12 protein-coding genes are annotated in these 15318 nt (G+C 59.6%); 4 read left to right on the top strand and 8 right to left on the bottom strand.

Features of this window, described 5'->3' with window-relative positions; all coding sequences use genetic code 11:
• Positions 1-2 precede the first annotated feature (2 nt).
• The 4 genes from KK137_RS09940 to KK137_RS09925 are packed head-to-tail and all read right to left on the bottom strand — an operon-like array spanning position 3 to position 3132.
• Complete coding sequence (locus tag KK137_RS09940) at positions 3-2375, bottom strand: VirB4 family type IV secretion/conjugal transfer ATPase (protein ID WP_214536285.1); 2373 nt, start codon at positions 2373-2375, stop codon at positions 3-5.
• The gene (locus tag KK137_RS09935; RefSeq protein WP_214536284.1) at positions 2354-2641 is read right to left on the bottom strand and encodes a VirB3 family type IV secretion system protein; all 288 of its coding nucleotides are present in this window, start codon (positions 2639-2641) and stop codon (positions 2354-2356) included. Before KK137_RS09935 ends, KK137_RS09940 begins: the two co-directional genes overlap by 22 nt.
• A 24-nt stretch (positions 2642-2665) precedes the next feature.
• On the bottom strand, positions 2666-2902 hold the full coding sequence (locus tag KK137_RS09930) for a TrbC/VirB2 family protein (protein ID WP_214536283.1): 237 nt from the start codon (positions 2900-2902) through the stop codon (positions 2666-2668).
• Between the two features lie 14 nt (positions 2903-2916).
• Positions 2917-3132, bottom strand: a complete 216-nt coding sequence (locus KK137_RS09925; RefSeq protein ID WP_250893813.1) for a hypothetical protein — start codon at positions 3130-3132, stop codon at positions 2917-2919.
• Positions 3133-3463: 331 nt separating this feature from the next.
• Here KK137_RS09925 and KK137_RS09920 point away from each other — a divergent pair, with 331 nt between their 5' ends.
• From KK137_RS09920 to KK137_RS09910, 3 genes are all read left to right on the top strand, one after another.
• A complete protein-coding gene (locus KK137_RS09920) occupies positions 3464-4081 on the top strand; it encodes a hypothetical protein (protein WP_214536282.1) in 618 nt (205 codons plus the stop codon).
• A gap of 30 nt (positions 4082-4111) precedes the next feature.
• Entirely contained in the window at positions 4112-8527 is a 4416-nt protein-coding gene (locus KK137_RS09915) for an RHS repeat domain-containing protein (RefSeq protein WP_214536281.1), read from the top strand.
• A gap of 581 nt (positions 8528-9108) precedes the next feature.
• Positions 9109-9897, top strand: coding sequence for a hypothetical protein (locus KK137_RS09910; RefSeq protein WP_214536280.1), 789 nt, complete (start codon positions 9109-9111; stop codon positions 9895-9897).
• Here the strand turns inward: KK137_RS09910 and KK137_RS09905 are convergent.
• From KK137_RS09905 to KK137_RS09890, 4 genes are all read right to left on the bottom strand, one after another.
• Complete coding sequence (locus tag KK137_RS09905) at positions 9894-10604, bottom strand: hypothetical protein (RefSeq protein ID WP_214536279.1); 711 nt, start codon at positions 10602-10604, stop codon at positions 9894-9896. The two genes, KK137_RS09910 and KK137_RS09905, sit on opposite strands and share 4 nt — an antisense overlap.
• 32 nt (positions 10605-10636) lie before the next feature.
• Complete coding sequence (locus tag KK137_RS09900) at positions 10637-11437, bottom strand: hypothetical protein (RefSeq protein ID WP_214536278.1); 801 nt, start codon at positions 11435-11437, stop codon at positions 10637-10639.
• A gap of 1 nt (position 11438) precedes the next feature.
• Entirely contained in the window at positions 11439-11891 is a 453-nt protein-coding gene (locus tag KK137_RS09895; RefSeq protein ID WP_214536277.1) for a hypothetical protein, read from the bottom strand.
• 530 nt (positions 11892-12421) lie between these two features.
• Positions 12422-13711 (bottom strand): S1C family serine protease, encoded by a 1290-nt coding sequence (locus KK137_RS09890; protein ID WP_214536276.1) that lies wholly within the window; start codon positions 13709-13711, stop codon positions 12422-12424.
• A 430-nt stretch (positions 13712-14141) separates the two neighbouring features.
• On the opposite strand from KK137_RS09890, the gene KK137_RS09885 reads away from it, so the two are divergent.
• Positions 14142-15302 (top strand): restriction endonuclease, encoded by a 1161-nt coding sequence (locus KK137_RS09885; protein ID WP_214536275.1) that lies wholly within the window; start codon positions 14142-14144, stop codon positions 15300-15302.
• The last annotated feature ends 16 nt before the right edge of the window (positions 15303-15318 follow it).

The raw sequence follows: 15318 nt of genomic DNA, 5'->3' as shown, positions 1-15318 counted from the left end.
GCTCAGGCCGCCTGTTGGAGCAGGAGACTGAGCCAGTTGTCGGGCGGCGCGCCGTCCTTCACCAGACTATCGAACAGGCGTACCGTGCTCTCGCGGCCCGAGAGTACGGTCAGTAGCTCCTGCTCGCCGGTGAGATTGAGCCTGGCGACGACGCTTTCCTTGCCATGCTTGACGAGAAAGCAATGCGAGTTGTCGGGAAGCGTCTTCACCAGCTCGAACTCGTGGGGCGTCAAACCGAACCCGTTGATGTAGTCCTCGACCCGAGCCTTGGGATTGATCATGAAGATCTGCGTCGCGGCCTGCTCGATGATCGCGCTCGAGATCCTGCTTTCGAGCGCGTCTTGTGCGCTCTGCGTGGCAAAGCCGACCACGCCGTTGCGTTTGCGGATGGTCTTTTCCCAGTCCTTGATCCGCCGCGCGAACACGTCGTCGTCGAGCGCCTTCCAGCCTTCATCGACAACGATAATTGCCGGGCGGCCGTCGAGGCGCTCTTCGACGCGGTGGAAGAAGTAGAGCAGGGCGGGCGTGCGCGTGCGCGGGTCGTCGAGGATCGCGGTCATGTCAAAGCCGACAGTCTCGGCGGCAAGGTCGGTCTGGTCGCGCTCGTTGTCGAACAGCCAGGCGCGATCGCCCGTTCCCCACCAGGGCCTGAGGCGCGAATAGAGGTCGCTCGCATGCGGGCGTCCGTAGCCTCGGAACAGCTCGACGAGATGCCGCAGCCGGCGGCGTTCCGTCGCCTGGACGAAATTCGCCTCGATCGCGTCCTGAACCTGCTCCAGCTCGCCGCTTTCAAGACCCCCCGCAAGCAGTTCGAGCCATTCGCGCAGGAACTGCCGGTTGGCCGCCGTATCGGGCAGTTGCAGCGGATTGAGGCCCGCGGCTTCGCCCGGGCGCAAGCGATCGTACTGGCCACCGATGGCGCGGATGAACAGCTCGGCGCCGCGATCCTTGTCGAAGAAGATGATCCGTGGGCTGAACTTGCGTGCTTGCGCGAGCAGGAAGTTCATCACCACGGTCTTGCCCGAGCCCGAGGGGCCGATGACAGTGAAGTTGCCGAGATCGTGGTGGTGAAAGTTAAAGAAGTAGGGTCCGGCCGCTGTGGTCTCGAACAAAGTCACCGCCTCGCCCCAGTGATTGCCGCGCGCCTTGCCGACTGGGAAGTTGTGCAGGCTGGCGAGGCCCGCAAAGTTGCGGGTGGAGACTAGCCCCTGGCGCGCGTTGTACTTGAAGTTGCCCGGAAATTGCGCCCAGAACGCGGGTTCGAGCGCGATGTCCTCACGCACGGCGTTGATACCCAGATCGCCAAGCAGTGCGATCACCTCGGCCACGTTGGTGTTGAGCTGCTCGAGGTCTTCCGAGTGAACCGCAATCGCCGTGTGGTGTTCGCCGAAGGCCGCGCGGCCGGCCGCGACATCGTCCTTAGCCTGGACGAGTTCGTTCCTCAGGCTCAGCGCATCGTCCTCGGCCGAACGCATGCGTCTCAGCGCGAGGTTCATCTTGCCGAGCGCCTGGGAGCGCTCGACGAAAGCGAAGCTCTGGCTCACATGCATCTCGCACGGCAGGCGGTAAAGCTCGTCGAACATTCCGGGCATGGTCTGACCAGGGTAGTCCTTGACCGAGACGATCCCGACGTACTTGCGCGGCTGCGTTCCCGCGACTCCGAGCTCGACCGTATCCTGCCCAAAGCTGATTCGCCGCCATGGCAGGTGCATGCCAATGTCGCCGTGTGGCAGGCCAACCGGCCGCATCTCGCCGTTGAACAGGCATGAGAGAAACTCGAGCGCTTCAGAGCGGAAGCCGTCCTTTGTCTCGTAGATTCCGAGAGTTCGCGGGGAGTAAGGGCTGAGCGCCGCAATCAGCGCATCGCGCGCGGCGTCGAGTGAGCGCTTCTCGGCGGCGAGCGACGCATCGTCTCGCCCGCCCGCCCTGGCAAACAGTCCCTGCAGCCAATCGGCCCACCCCAGGCGCCCCTGGAGCGGGCGCCGCAGAATCGTCAGGAACAGCTCGTTGACGTACATCTGCTTGCCCGCGAGGCGCTCGCGCCAGCGGGCGTCGAGTTTGCGCGAAAACTCGTCCGAATAATTGCTCTCGAGCGCAGCCTCGGCGCGCCGGCGGATGACATGGTGATGGACGGCAAAGCGCGACGAGCCGATCGCCCGCAGCATCGCGTCGCGCAGTTCGGCGCGGTAGTTGAGCTCGTCACTGTCGGCGGTCTCAAACAACAGGCCGCCGAGATGGATCGTCTGCATCAGCAGGCCATCACGCAGCTCGAGTGTGTGACCGTCGACATGCCGGGCATAGGGCAAGTGTGCACCCGCGGGCTTCTCGCGCCGGGCAAGGTCAGGCTTGCTGTTTAGGGACGGTAAGAATTGCATCGCCAGAACGCGTAGTTTTTGACCCGCGGGCAATGCCTTACGCGAGAAAGCCAGAGATCGACGATGCGCGGTTCGCGCAGGCTCGCGACCATTCCGGCCAAGTGGATGAGGAGGGCTGCGAGCAACACCCACAAGCTCTTGAAGATGAGGAACAGTTCGACCGCGAGCACGGCGTTGATCACGAAGAAGCTGTAGGTGACGCCGGCGAACATCTGCGGGCGCGTCAGCGCCACGAACAGCGTGTCACGGCGAAGCTCGCCAGCCATCAGAAGCCCCCATTCTTGCCTTGTTCAGCCCCCTACAGCGGCGCTGCGAATCCCGGCAACGATACTGGCGGCACCGAACAGGATAAAGCAACCCACAATCACCGTCGCGCCATGGCGCCAGTTGATCCGGCCGGTCAGCATCATGAAGCCGACAGCCGCTACGGCGATGACAGCCACGGTTGTGGCGACAGTACCGAGAAGGGTGCCCTGAAGCCAGTTAACGGCGCCCACGAGGACGCCTGAACCTTGAGGATTGGTCACGACAAAGCTCGCCCTTACGCCCCGGTTGTGGTGACGTTGGTGCGGTTGCCTTCCTTGTCGAGGGTATAGACCGTCTGCTCGTTGTTGTTCACGGTGCCCGTGCGGACAATCTTCACAACGCGCCCGCGTGCGTCATAGGTGTAAGTGATGGTTTCGGCCGCTGAAGCGGCGCTTGCGGCGACCAGCGCAGCCGTTGCGGCGGTCATGGCGACGGCGATTCTTATGGTCATGGTATCCTCCCCTAAGGCACCAAGCCTCTCGCAACTCGCGGCGCCGCGCAAGAGCTTTTTTCAGAAGTTATCCGTCCGTTATTTATCTCAACGCGATAAAATAGACGCAAATCGCGCCGGAACGCTTATTGGTTGGGTGATTTTCTCACTGCCGCGACGAACACTGGGAGTATAACCTCCGGATTACGCAATGTTACGTATAGACAAGCTGCTTTGCCTATGAAACGTTTCGCATGATTCGCGATGCTGACCGCAAATTAGGCGGCAGTAAGTGAGTAATCTGCCGACGGATGATTGCCGGCCTTAAATGCAGCTGGCGAAATGGGGGGATATGGCGGGCTTGACTATCGCCGGTAAATTGTGCGCGCCTGCGGGCAAGCATTCCGTCATCACGGCCCTTGCTGGCCTTGCGGTTTCCATCATGCCTCATACTGCCCTTGCTCAATCGAGCTCAGGCTATGATGCGCTTCCTCTTTCAAATGCGCGCATCTGCAACGTCGTGGCGCAACCCGCCTCGGCAGAGAGCGGCGAAGCGGTTCACGCCTGGTGCTGGGGAAACGGTGTCGTTCTCGGCGCTGCCGACCGGTTCACCTCCTCGACGAACATCGATCTCGAGACGACTGTAATCGAGATCGAGCACCAAGGGCGGACCCGCGTGCTGTTGGTGAGACCGGACAAATCGGGGCAGCCGCTAGTGGAAGACTTCAGCGGCACGCTCGCGGCCTCAGTCGGACGGGTGCCGTGGGACGGGCTTGCCGGACTAACGGTGGCTCTGGACCGCTTCATGAGCGATGGAACGCTCGCCGTGACAGCCGCCGAGGCGGCTACGGCCGATGGATTTCAGCGGCGTACGGTTAATATCGCGCAGTCCGCCTCGGAAGTTCGCATCGCCGACCACCTCGCGCACGATTCCGAGCGCGCGACCGCGTCCGCCGCGGACACTCACTAAGACATCTACTCGGCTCAGGGGAAACCGAAAATGGGCAATTCACCGCTCGGACGGCTTGTCGCCGGCGCGACACTTCTATGCGGACTTTTGCTGGGAGCAGTGCCGGCGACGGCGCAGGACACCCCGGTTCCTCCACCGCCAGTACGCTCGACCGTCGATAGTACCGGGGTAGACCTTCTTTCAGGCAAAGTCCTGGTCGGCGCGACTGACGTTGCTATCGGGCCCGACGATCATCGCGGCCTCAGGTTCGGGCGGCAGTTCGTCGAGAACGGCTGGCGCTTTTCCGGCATGCCCACGCTCAACGGTAGCACCTCCAATCCGATCGTGTCGTTTCAGGGCCAGTCGATTGCGTTCAAGCCGGTGACCGGTGGCGGGTATGAACCGTACTTCCAGAACGGCGCGACCCTCAATGCGGCGCGCACGCTGTTCACCGGCCCCGACGGTACGCAGATCGTATTCGGGCCGAGTGTCTATGCTTACCGGCCGATGGACTCGTCGCTCGGACGTCCTTCGACGGTCACCTTTCCCGATGGCGTGGTGTGGACCTATCACTACAATGACGTCAGCTACACGACCTCGACACCCCTGAATCTGCCAGAGATCTGCAACAATCCGCCGGATCCAACCACTGCCGCCAATTGCGGCGCGCTTTACTACGCGTGGCAACAACAGCAGGGCATCGTCCAGAACTGGTCGCGGTTGCGTTCGATTACCAGTTCGACCGGCTATCAAATCAAGCTCGAATACCTCGGTGACACTGCCGCAACTGACACAATCGGATCTTGGTTGACCCTGACTGCGGTAACCGCGATCAATAACGCGGTTGAGTACTGCTCGCCGACCGCCGCCTGCACGCTTACTGGGAGCTGGCCGCGCGCGACTTATACCGGTCAGGTTGGATATAACCTGGGGAGCGTCACCGGGCCCGAGAATCGTGTGACCACCTATACTTATGCTACCGGTTTGCTTACGGGCATCAAGCCGCCCGGAGCGTCGGCAAACGCGGTCACCTACACGTATACCAGCGGCAAGGTGACGAGTGCCTCGGTCGCGGGCGCGGGGACGACTGGCTACAGCTACGCTACCGGCACGACCACTGCGACTGATCCGTTCTCGAAGACAAGAATTGTTACCTACAGTGGTGGTGCGGTAAGCTCAGACACGAATGAGCTCGGGTATAAGACCGAGTTTGATTATTGCGAGACGGCCGATACGAACTGTCCCGCAGGGCTGCTGAAGACGGTGAGCGCGCCGCTCGGTAACTCGGTGACCTATGCTTATGACGCCCGCGGCAATGTGACTTCGCAGACCTTTGCGGGGACGGGCGTCACGAGCATCGTGACGAGCGCCGCCTATCCTGCGACCTGCACCAATCCCAAGACCTGCAACAAGCCGACGAGCACCACCGACGCTCGCGGCAAAGTCACGGACTATCGCTATGACGGTTCGACAGGTTTTGTGACCTCGGTGACACTGCCCGCGCCCAGCGGCACGTTGCGGCCCAAGACGACCTACAGCTACTCAGCCTACCAGGCATACTACAAGAACAGCGCGGGCAGTATCGTGGCTTCGGGTGTGCCCCTGACCCTGCTGACCGGTTCGTCTGCCTGCCAGACGACCGGCGTTGCCACACCCGATACGGCGCTTCCTTGTCTTGGCGGAACCGATGAACGCAAGACAGTCATCAACTACGGAGCGCAGACTGCTGGTACCGCAAATAATCTCAATCCTGTCAGCGCGACGACGTCTCTCGGCGATGGCACACTCGCCGCGACGACGACACTCACTTACGACAGTTATGGCCGCCCTCTTACGAACGACGGGCCGCTGACGGGTGCAGCGGATCTGACCCGCTTGCGCTACAACGCAGCCGGCCAGGTGATCGGCCAGGTGGGACCCGATCCCGATGATACCGCGCCCGCCAAGTTCCAGGCGACACGCTACACCTACAACGCGCGGGGCCAAGTCTACCTGACTGAGACCGGCACGGTGAACGGCCAATCGGATGCCGACTGGGCCGCGTTCAGCCCGACCGGCAACACGCTGACCGAGTTCGACACCCACGGCCGGCCGGTACGGCAGAAAGTGCGCAACGGCACGAGCGACTACCAGGTGGTCGACACGGTCTACGGCACCGGCGGCCGGGTGAGCTGCTCGATCGTGCGGATGACCCCGGCGAGCTGGGGCACGGTGGCCAGTTCGTGTACCCCGCCGCAGGCGGGCGACCGGGTAACTTACAACACTTACGATGCGCTCGGTCGCGTGAGCATGGTCACCAGCGGCTATGGCACGACCGAAGCGGCCAACGATCAGACGCTGACTTTCACCAACAACGGTCAGGTGGCGACGGTCAAGGACGCCCAGGCCAACCTCACTACTTACGAGTACGATGGCCACGGCCGCCTGGTGAAGACCCGCTTCCCGTCGCCGACCAAAGGCGCCAACGCGAGCTCGACCACCGACTACGAGCAGGTCGGCTATGATGCGGCCGGCAACGTCACCAGCTTCCGCACCCGGCGCAACGAGACGCTGACGCTGACTTACGACAACCTCAACCGTCTGGTGACCAAGGTCGTGCCCGAGCGTTCGGGTCTCGATGCTAACCACACGCGCGACGTCTACTTCGGCTACGACTTGCTGGGGAACCTGGCTTACGCCCGGTTCGACAACGCCACGGGTCCAGGGATCACCAACGCCTATAACGCGCTCGGCCAGCTGACCGGCTCGACCAGCAATGTCGATGGGACCTCGCGCGAGCTGTCGTACGGCTATGACCTGGCGGGTAACTTCATCCGTTTGACGCATCCTGATGGCTACATTTTCAAGTATGTCCGAACCGGCGCCGGGGCCTTGTATGCTGCGGACGTAAACGGTGCGGGGCTGTTCTACCCGACCTACGACGCGGCTGGGCGGGTGAATGTGCTTTATCGGCGTAACGGGATGCTCGGGACCTGGGGGCCGACGGCCGGCTTTGCGTCCACCTTTGGCTACGATCCCCTGTCGCGGCTGTCCTCGCTGGTCAATGACCTGACCGGCACGACGCACGACAGCACGAGCACGTTCACCTACAACCCGGCGAGCCAGATCGCGAGCAGCCAACGCACCAACGATCTCTATGCCTGGAATGGCGGAGCTAACGTCAACCGCGACTACGCCGCGAACGGGCTCAATCAGTACACCACCGTCTGGGGCTGGAGCTATGGCTACGATGCCAACGGCAACCTCACCTCAGATGGCACGCAGACCTACGTCTACGATGTCGAGAACCGGCTAGTGAGCCGCAGCGGGGGCGGTACGACGGCCACCCTCAAGTACGACCCGCTCGGGCGGCTCTACGAGGTTACTGGCAGCGTTACAGGCACGACCCGGTTCCTCTATGATGGCAGTGACCTCATCGCCGAGTACAACGCCAGCGGCACGATGCTGCGGCGCTACGCCCATGGACTGAGTGCTGGAGACGATCCGCTGGTTTGGTTCGAGGGCACCGATCCGATCGATAGCACCAAGCGTCGATACTTCTTCCCCGATGAGCGCGGCTCGATCGTCGCGGTGGCCGATGGCGGCGGTAACATCGTCAACGTCAACACTTACGACGAGTATGGCATTCCGGGATCAACCAACGCCGGACGGTTCCAGTACACCGGCCAGATGTGGATTCCAGAACTCGGCATGTATTACTACAAGGCTCGGATGTACTCGCCCACGCTCGGCCGGTTCATGCAGACCGATCCGATTGGATACGGCGACGGGATGAATATGTACGCCTACGTCGGCGGGGATCCGGTGAATGGCGTCGATCCGACTGGGATGATCTGCTGGGATGAGGGAAAGTTTGGCTTCTGGCAGAATGCCACCCCCGAATGGTGTCAGAAAGCCGGCCTGGAGTGGTTTAGCCCCGATACCATTTTTGTGTTCGGAAACGGACAACCGAACCAGTACACCCCTGGAAGCCAAGTAGTGGCAGACTACTGTCGCATGTATGGCTGCGACAATGGTGCCGGTGCCGGTGGCGGCGGCGGTAGCGGCGATGGCAGCGGCGGCGGCGGCGGTGACGGTGGTTCCGGCTCGGCGGGAACGCAGGAGCCTGAAGATACTCCACTCTGTCGACAATTGGCGAATCGGGCCAGCGAAGCGCGATCGCGGTTGCCCGCCCGGGTCACCGATCCGCGTGTTTGGAGTGATCCTGCTGCGTTAAAGTTCTTCCAAGCCACATATCAAGACAACGCGTTTGACGCCAAAGTCGCAAATAAGATCCTGGGGCTTGGTTCAATTCCACTCGCTCTTATTCCTCAGGCGAGGGCGGTTGGCGTCGCGACAGCGGCTGTCGGCTTTTCGGCCGCTGAGGGGCTTTCAAAAGTTGAAGATCACTATGCGGGGCTAGCTAACGACATCCAGATTAGGTTGGACGTTCTGCAGGCACAGGGAAATGGTTCATGCCCAAATTGACGAAGAGAGAGATACTTCGAGACTTTAGAGAGCATTCGCTGTCGCTGATTCTGGTGATCGCCCTATCGGCAATTACATTTGGAGCCGTGACTGGAGGTGGAAGTTCGGCTAGTCAGATCCTATTTGGCTTAGCCCGTTACTGGCCAGGCTTTATTTTTCTTGTCTTGTTCGGATTTGTTCTTAGGTACTGGTGGCTGTCCTGGCATTCCCGCGACCTCTGATTAGATAGAATTCTGGCTATTGGATCGATCGCCTGACCGGCAAAAGCAGTATTTCCCGGTACGGCCGACGACTGCGCCCGGCGGTGCCAGAAGTACGACCCCGAAACGGGTCCAGACGGAGCTTTAGCTTTCGGCATCACCCGAGCGCTCAAGCGACAATCGGTTGCGAGCATAAAGGGCGTTATCAATCTGGGTGGCGCGATGGGTGCGGTTGGGGATGGGATGACCGATATACGCCCGTTCAGCCTGGTTGAGCGCCCCCCGGAACCTGCCGTTCGTTCATCCGGCTCTGATATGGCGAGTTGATTAAACCGATAGCGCCACGTTGCGGCTTGGCGATGGCTTCTTATGTGAGAGCGTATGTTTAATTTGACCGACCGGGACTGGGCGCACTTTTACTTCGAGGAATACGATCTCGAGGCTCAACTGATCGCGATCCGCGCGTTTCTCGCAAGTTCCAGAGAGGCCGAGGCGGGACAGGCAACAGAGATCAAAGCGCTCGCAGAGCGAGCCGAAAAGGCGCGATCGGAGCACGTCGTGGGCATGTGGACCGATGCCCTTCACGCGTCGGTCTATCATGATGCGGCTCGCAGTGCCGCCGCCGTCGGCATGCTCGCGCCGTTCGTCGAGAACCTGTTCACCGGCATCTTTCGCGGTATCAGCAAAATGGGCGTCGACACTCTCGGCCCTGTTCCTGACAGCCCTCGATCGGCAAGAACGAAGGCGTTGTTCTGGGACCCTCACCATTATCTAGGAGACGGTGAGATCAAGGGTGATCTCGTCCGCGGCATCGTGCAGCTCGCAGATGCTTCAGGCCTCCGTCCACATCTACCTCAGGATCTCGAACCCGTGCTGCAGGCTCTGCTGGGCTATCGAAACCAAATTCTTCACAATGGGCTGGAATGGCCTCTCGAGCGTCGCGAGAAATTCGCGAACCAGGTGGCTAGATGGCCGAAAGGCTGGTTTGAAAAAGCCGAGAGCAACCGCAAGCCATGGGTCTGGTATATGTCCGACGCGTTCATTCAGCGCGTGCTACGTTTCATCGACGAGGTCCTCGATGCTGCCGGGCAGCACATCCGTCTACACTACGTGCCTGAGGAGGCAGCCTCGGAGGACGACATCGAGGCGTTGGCCCCATCCTCCGCCTAATATTCCTGCGATTTGATCGGCCTGACTGGGGCTCGCCCCATGATTGCTTCAGCTTCGGCGGCGGAAACAGGATATCCATGCGCGACACATGCTCCGAGGTCGAGATCGATGACCAGGTGCTGGTACCGATTGCCATTTTGCTCGCCGATAACCGAGCATGTGTCGAAGGCGATCCTGAAATTCCGCCCAGCGCAGAAGTTGTCCCACAACCCGTCCACCTTTAACAGGAAGTCTATGGGGCCATTCCGTGGCGGAACCTCGTTGACGCTCATCATGTCTGAAAACCACAACCAGAACAGATTGGCGAGAGTGTCGGGCTCCCAGTCGTGATAGAAGTACGAGACGTTCTTGGACGTTTTCTTCGGGCCAGCAATTGAGAAGTGCTTGCCATGAACGGACGGCCGCACGAATTGTAAGAGGCGTAGGCGGCCTATTTCGTTCATATAAAGTGCCTCCGCGGCGGGCTTTCGTGCTTCGAGATTTAGGCGTGTGGCCTCGTCAGGCGCATCATACAGGTCGTTGTCGAACAAGACGGTCTCGACGAGTTTGAGCTCCTCACTCGACACCGACACTTTCGCGATCGCTCTCACCCATTCGTAGTGGAGCAGTTCGAGCGCATCGGGGCATTTTTCACCGAAGCCGGTGATGTTCTTCCAGTCGACAGGACAGGCACAAAGATCACGAATCTCTTGCGTGGGTTCGTTCACATGATGTGGCATTCGATCCGATCCGCTACCCGTCAGAAACTGGCCACACGCGAGAGGGTATCGCGGAAGTTGTCTTGCAAACGGTTGATCTCGTTAGGGATCGTATAGACTGTTCGATAGTGCCCAATCGAGTAATGACCTGCAAGCGTCGTAGCTCCAGACTGGAACTGGCCGGCGCGCACGATTCCAAATGTGCCCTTTTGGAAGAACGCGATGTAGCGCGAGCTTTTCCGACCCCACCGAGTATGCGTGTTGGTTTCGAAGATTCGGCAGGACCACCCAGGAATGGGCTGAGTGACCAGCACGAGATCATACATGCGAGCAAGCGTCTGCCGCGTCTCGTCGAGGGGGCCATAACCCGTCTTGTCCTTGCACTCGACCGCGACAAGCGGAAGTCCGTGGGGATATCCGCCCCCATTGTCCCGGATGGCTTCACCAATCGACGCGGGAAGCATTGACACGTCGATCTCATGCTTGGCGTCGCTTCGGCCTTTCCATTGGACGCTACCCCGCAATTCGAAGCGGCGGTCGGTATGGATTTTATGCTCGATGAGGACGTATCCAGGAGCTGTCGCGCTGCTTGGCTGAATTCGCGAGCGTTGGCTGGGAAAATTGAACGTGGATCCCGCAGGCAGGTTGGTCCCGTCTCCCTTTCGCAACGATACGCGCCAGAACCGGTTCATTTGGAGGCTGACGGTGTTGGCGAGTTTCATTAAGACCCAGGCTTCGAGCGCCTTACCCTCGCCGGTGGGAGCGACCATGCCGGAATGCGCTGCCCGGAACGCGCGGAGGGTATTCCTTAACTCGGTTTCTGCCGCGATGCTCAGTGCCACATCAGACTCCGTTAATCTCGGGCGGGATGATCATATTGGGAAGCCGCGTAAGAAGAGCATCAAACTCATCGGCGATGCTGGTATCGCCCACGTCCCGAGTGCTGATTGGCGGTGTCGCGGTGCGTTGTTCGGGATCGATGAAACCTATGCGAACTTGACCATCCCCGACGAGTTCGCTCGCAATTCTTTCAGCCTCGACAAAGGCTCGGACGGGCAGCACGAGCCGTGATCGCAAGATGTCCATGGCAACTTGCAACTGATCGGGCTCCTCGATCGGTACACGCAGAACAATTGTCTCGACTGCGCGTGCCTTGTCCGACCGATCCTCTAAAAAGTCTTCCTTTTCGACCTCACGGCCTAAGCTGATCTCGGTGAGGATTTCCCCGGCGAGAGCGCCGAAACCCTCCTCTTCGAGAATCAAAATGATCTGTCGAACGTCGTCGCTAATTGCCAAGTAGCCGCCCCCTCTTGATTCTCCAGAAAGTCAGTGCGAACCCCTCCGTCGTACTCTTCTAGCTTACCTCACCATTTTCGTCTTTCTAGCGGAAGGCAATTCGACAGTGAAATGCGAAGATCGGGAATACCGTTCGATACCTAGGTGTCGATATCGGGACAAAGATATCGGGACGCATAGACGTCATTATTTGTCGTTACGGCCGCGTCGGCCCTCGCGATTACCATCCAATTTGTCCCAGGCGCACTTCAGGGCTCGCCTTCTTGCAGATCGAAGCGATGGGCGGCTTTTCGGTCTTGATGACCGAAAGCTGCCTATCAGTTCCCGGCCAATGTCTGCCAAAAGAATGCTGTTCAGTTGGCGACGGCTTGTGGCCGATTGCCGACCGTCCGCTTTCGGGCGGAACGGTCGGCAAAGAGGACGCGCTAGTCTAGCAGTAGGCGGCCTAACCGCCGCATGCGCTAGGGTTTTGCCCCAGGGAAATCACCGGATTAGCATCATTTTCACGACGAAGACGACGCATGGCAACTTCAGTGGCTCGGTGCGTTTGTAATGCCGAGGAAACTCTTTGCATCAGCGATGGGAATGAAAAGATTCACACCCAAAGGTATCCCAGCTTTGGTGAGACCGGCCGCCGTCATGCCTAGGACATTCCCGTCACGATCGAGGAGAGGTCCCCCACTATTCCCACCGATCACCGAGACGTCGCTCTGGATAAACGAATATCCTTCCACGACCCGATTTGCCGAAACAATTCCTCGAGTGACCGTATTTTGTAGGCCCTCGTCGAGGGGTGCGCCGATCGCAAAGACGTCTTCTCCAACCAGTGGCGCAGTGCCTCTAATTGGCAGAGGAACGTGCCCATTTGCCTCGGTCTTTAACACGGCGACATCGCGGCCCTGATCTACCCGCAGGACTTCACCAAGGCCTTCAGTGCCGTCGGACCAGCGAATCTTCAGATACTTGGCAGCGCCCACAACATGGGCGTTTGTTAAAATGTGGCCTTCCGGACTGACCAAGAAGCCACTTCCATGGCCGTCACCGGCAAAAATCAGCACAGTGGAACTTACGGCATCGCTTATCTGCACAGGCTTTGCCGGAAGTGCCGACATGGAGATTGCCTCAAGATTCGAAGGAGCCTGTCGAGCCACTGACATGTCAGTGGGGCTGCCCACGAAGATTTTCTTGAAGCCGTCGCTTGAAGCAAGCTGTCGCACGCTGTCGGCGAAGGCGTTCAGAAGGATGGAGTACGCCCCGCCGCTTTGGCTACCGCTCTTGATGTAGCCGGTAGTCTCATGAGTGCCGATGACTTTACGATCAAGCTTGGAGTAAATCTGCCACTCTACGGTGATGGACGCCTCGCCCTTCGAGGTGTCGAAGTCACCAAAACCGCCCATTGGAAAGCACACCGCCGCATTGATGTGCTTGATCCGGCCACCGATGAGGTATTCAGATCCGCTATCGCCGGCGTTCGCAAAGAGGTTGTTGGGATCGCCGGCCACGGTGTAGCCAATTCGCTCCAGTTCGTCGCGAAACGCGTCGTCGAACTCGGCGGTATCTAGCTCAAGCTGTCCGCCCGACTTCCAAGTGAGCGGCCCGCCAACCATGCAGATCACACCTTGCTTATAACGGCCGATGTTCTCACCGCGTCTCAGGTCAGCAACCAATCGGGAAAGTTCGACAGGTCGGGTCGGGGTCCCAGGGGCCAAAATCTCAGAGCCATCGCTGGCGGTGGTTGGCTTGTCATTGTCGCGGGCGATGGCCGGCATCGACGAACAGACAGCGCCTGCGAGCAGTGCCGCAGCTGCAAAACCTCTCATAAGTCCCCCATTTTGACGCACCCCCTGCGTCGAAATCAGGCTCTAGACAATCGCATATGCCAACTCAATCCTTCCTGAAAATGAGCGCGCGCTGTGATTTGGAGACAAGGCTTTCCCGTTTGTTGCATTTGCAGGGGCGGGGCTGCTTGGAGGCGGGCGAGGTGAATGTAAGGGACGCGTTAGAGCAGCATGAAGCCTTGCAGGGATGCTCACAAAGCTGTCTCGGTCGACCTGCGCAATGGCAGAATCTGGCCGTTAGCGGACGTTCCGCTTTCGGTAGTCAACCAAAAGAAGCCGACCCGCCTTCAAATAGCCAAGGCGCCTCACAACGCGGCCCAATTCGTCAATTTCAAGGTTCAGCTGGGTTGGGCGGCAAGTCCGCTGGGAGAAGGTCAGTTGATGATCAGTGTCTCTGCACTATCAATGCAGGATGATCAGCAACGATGAATATCTGGAGCGCGTGGTTGCTGGAATCCACGCGATAAGCAGCAACGACGCAGATGTACGTTGGAATGAAAAGATCAACGGCCGGCAATTTGACGTTGTCGTGCGTTTCCGGCTTGGGACGCTCAACTATCTGGTGCTGGTCGAGGTAAAGAACAGGACTCGGCGGGCAAGCGCCTCCGACGTCGAGGCTTTTGTCACGAAAGCGCGCGATCAACAGGCGAGTAAGGCAGTTTTCGTCACAATGGCGGGCTTCCAGGAGGGAGCCGTCTCCGTCGCGGAGCGACACGGCGTCGATCTATTCAAGATCACCTTCGACAGCGCTGCGATCGCGCTATCCGCGACGACCACCTATTTCACACATCACAACCCTGACTACGTTGGGGATCCAACCCCAACGCTGACGATCAGCGAACCCACGTTGACCGACGTGATTGAAAAGGTGCGGCTCCGATATGCCGACGCCCGTTGGTTCGATGTGCCTAGTGAAGCGTCGCAGATGAATTACTATGCCGCGCAGACGCAGCTCGAAGATGGCCGTGTACTGGGCGAATTGATGCAGACTGTGCCGCAGCGTTTTCTCGAGGAGGGAAGAAGCAGAACCGAGACGATCGAGCTCTCGCCTGCCCTCGAGATCATCCCGCCGGACGAGTATCACTTTCCCTTTGGAACGCTGGCGCGCATCGAGCTGACGCTGGTTGCGCGCATGTCGCGCTTTTTGTCAGGAAACATCGGCATTGAGCCAACCTCGTTCAGTTGCCCAGTCATCTACACCAACGTGCTCACGGGCGAGCATACAACCTACACGCTTGACCAGCTGCCACTCAACACAGCGCCACTGTCGGCTGGCAAGTTCTACTTGCAACTTCACCCGATGCGCTATTTCCATTGCGCAGAAGTCAAGAACAACAAGGTCACCTGGCATCTGATCGAGAGCTTCCAGCACCATCAGCTAATCCGCAGCACTTACATCCAAGACGAGAAATATGGCGCGTTCTATGTCCCGGTGAGCGACAAGCCGACGATCAAACGACTAGAGGGACGGCTCGCTGAGTATCTAAGCCCTTCTCGCCCGCCTACACCTGTAGAGCCAAGTGCACGGGCGCTTAAGCGTAAACGGAGGCCCAAAGCGCTACGCGGCAAATAGGGACCCACGCTTCTGG

This window comes from Croceibacterium selenioxidans, from assembly GCF_018599195.1.
Taxonomy (GTDB): domain Bacteria; phylum Pseudomonadota; class Alphaproteobacteria; order Sphingomonadales; family Sphingomonadaceae; genus Croceibacterium_A; species Croceibacterium_A selenioxidans.
The sequence above is the reverse complement of the archived record's forward strand: the minus strand, read 5'-3'. Positions and strand labels throughout refer to the sequence as shown.

Bases quoted from the DNA above. Each gene is read 5' to 3' on its own strand.
- KK137_RS09940 (WP_214536285.1), bottom strand. From the start codon at position 2,375: ATGCAATTCTTACCGTCCCTAAACAGCAAGCCTGACCTTGCCCGGCGC.
- KK137_RS09935 (WP_214536284.1), bottom strand. From the start codon at position 2,641: ATGGCTGGCGAGCTTCGCCGTGACACGCTGTTCGTGGCGCTGACGCGC.
- KK137_RS09925 (WP_250893813.1), bottom strand. From the start codon at position 3,132: ATGACCATAAGAATCGCCGTCGCCATGACCGCCGCAACGGCTGCGCTG.
- KK137_RS09920 (WP_214536282.1), top strand. From the start codon at position 3,464: ATGGCGGGCTTGACTATCGCCGGTAAATTGTGCGCGCCTGCGGGCAAG.
- KK137_RS09915 (WP_214536281.1), top strand. From the start codon at position 4,112: ATGGGCAATTCACCGCTCGGACGGCTTGTCGCCGGCGCGACACTTCTA.
- KK137_RS09910 (WP_214536280.1), top strand. From the start codon at position 9,109: ATGTTTAATTTGACCGACCGGGACTGGGCGCACTTTTACTTCGAGGAA.
- KK137_RS09890 (WP_214536276.1), bottom strand. From the start codon at position 13,711: ATGAGAGGTTTTGCAGCTGCGGCACTGCTCGCAGGCGCTGTCTGTTCG.
- KK137_RS09885 (WP_214536275.1), top strand. From the start codon at position 14,142: ATGATCAGCAACGATGAATATCTGGAGCGCGTGGTTGCTGGAATCCAC.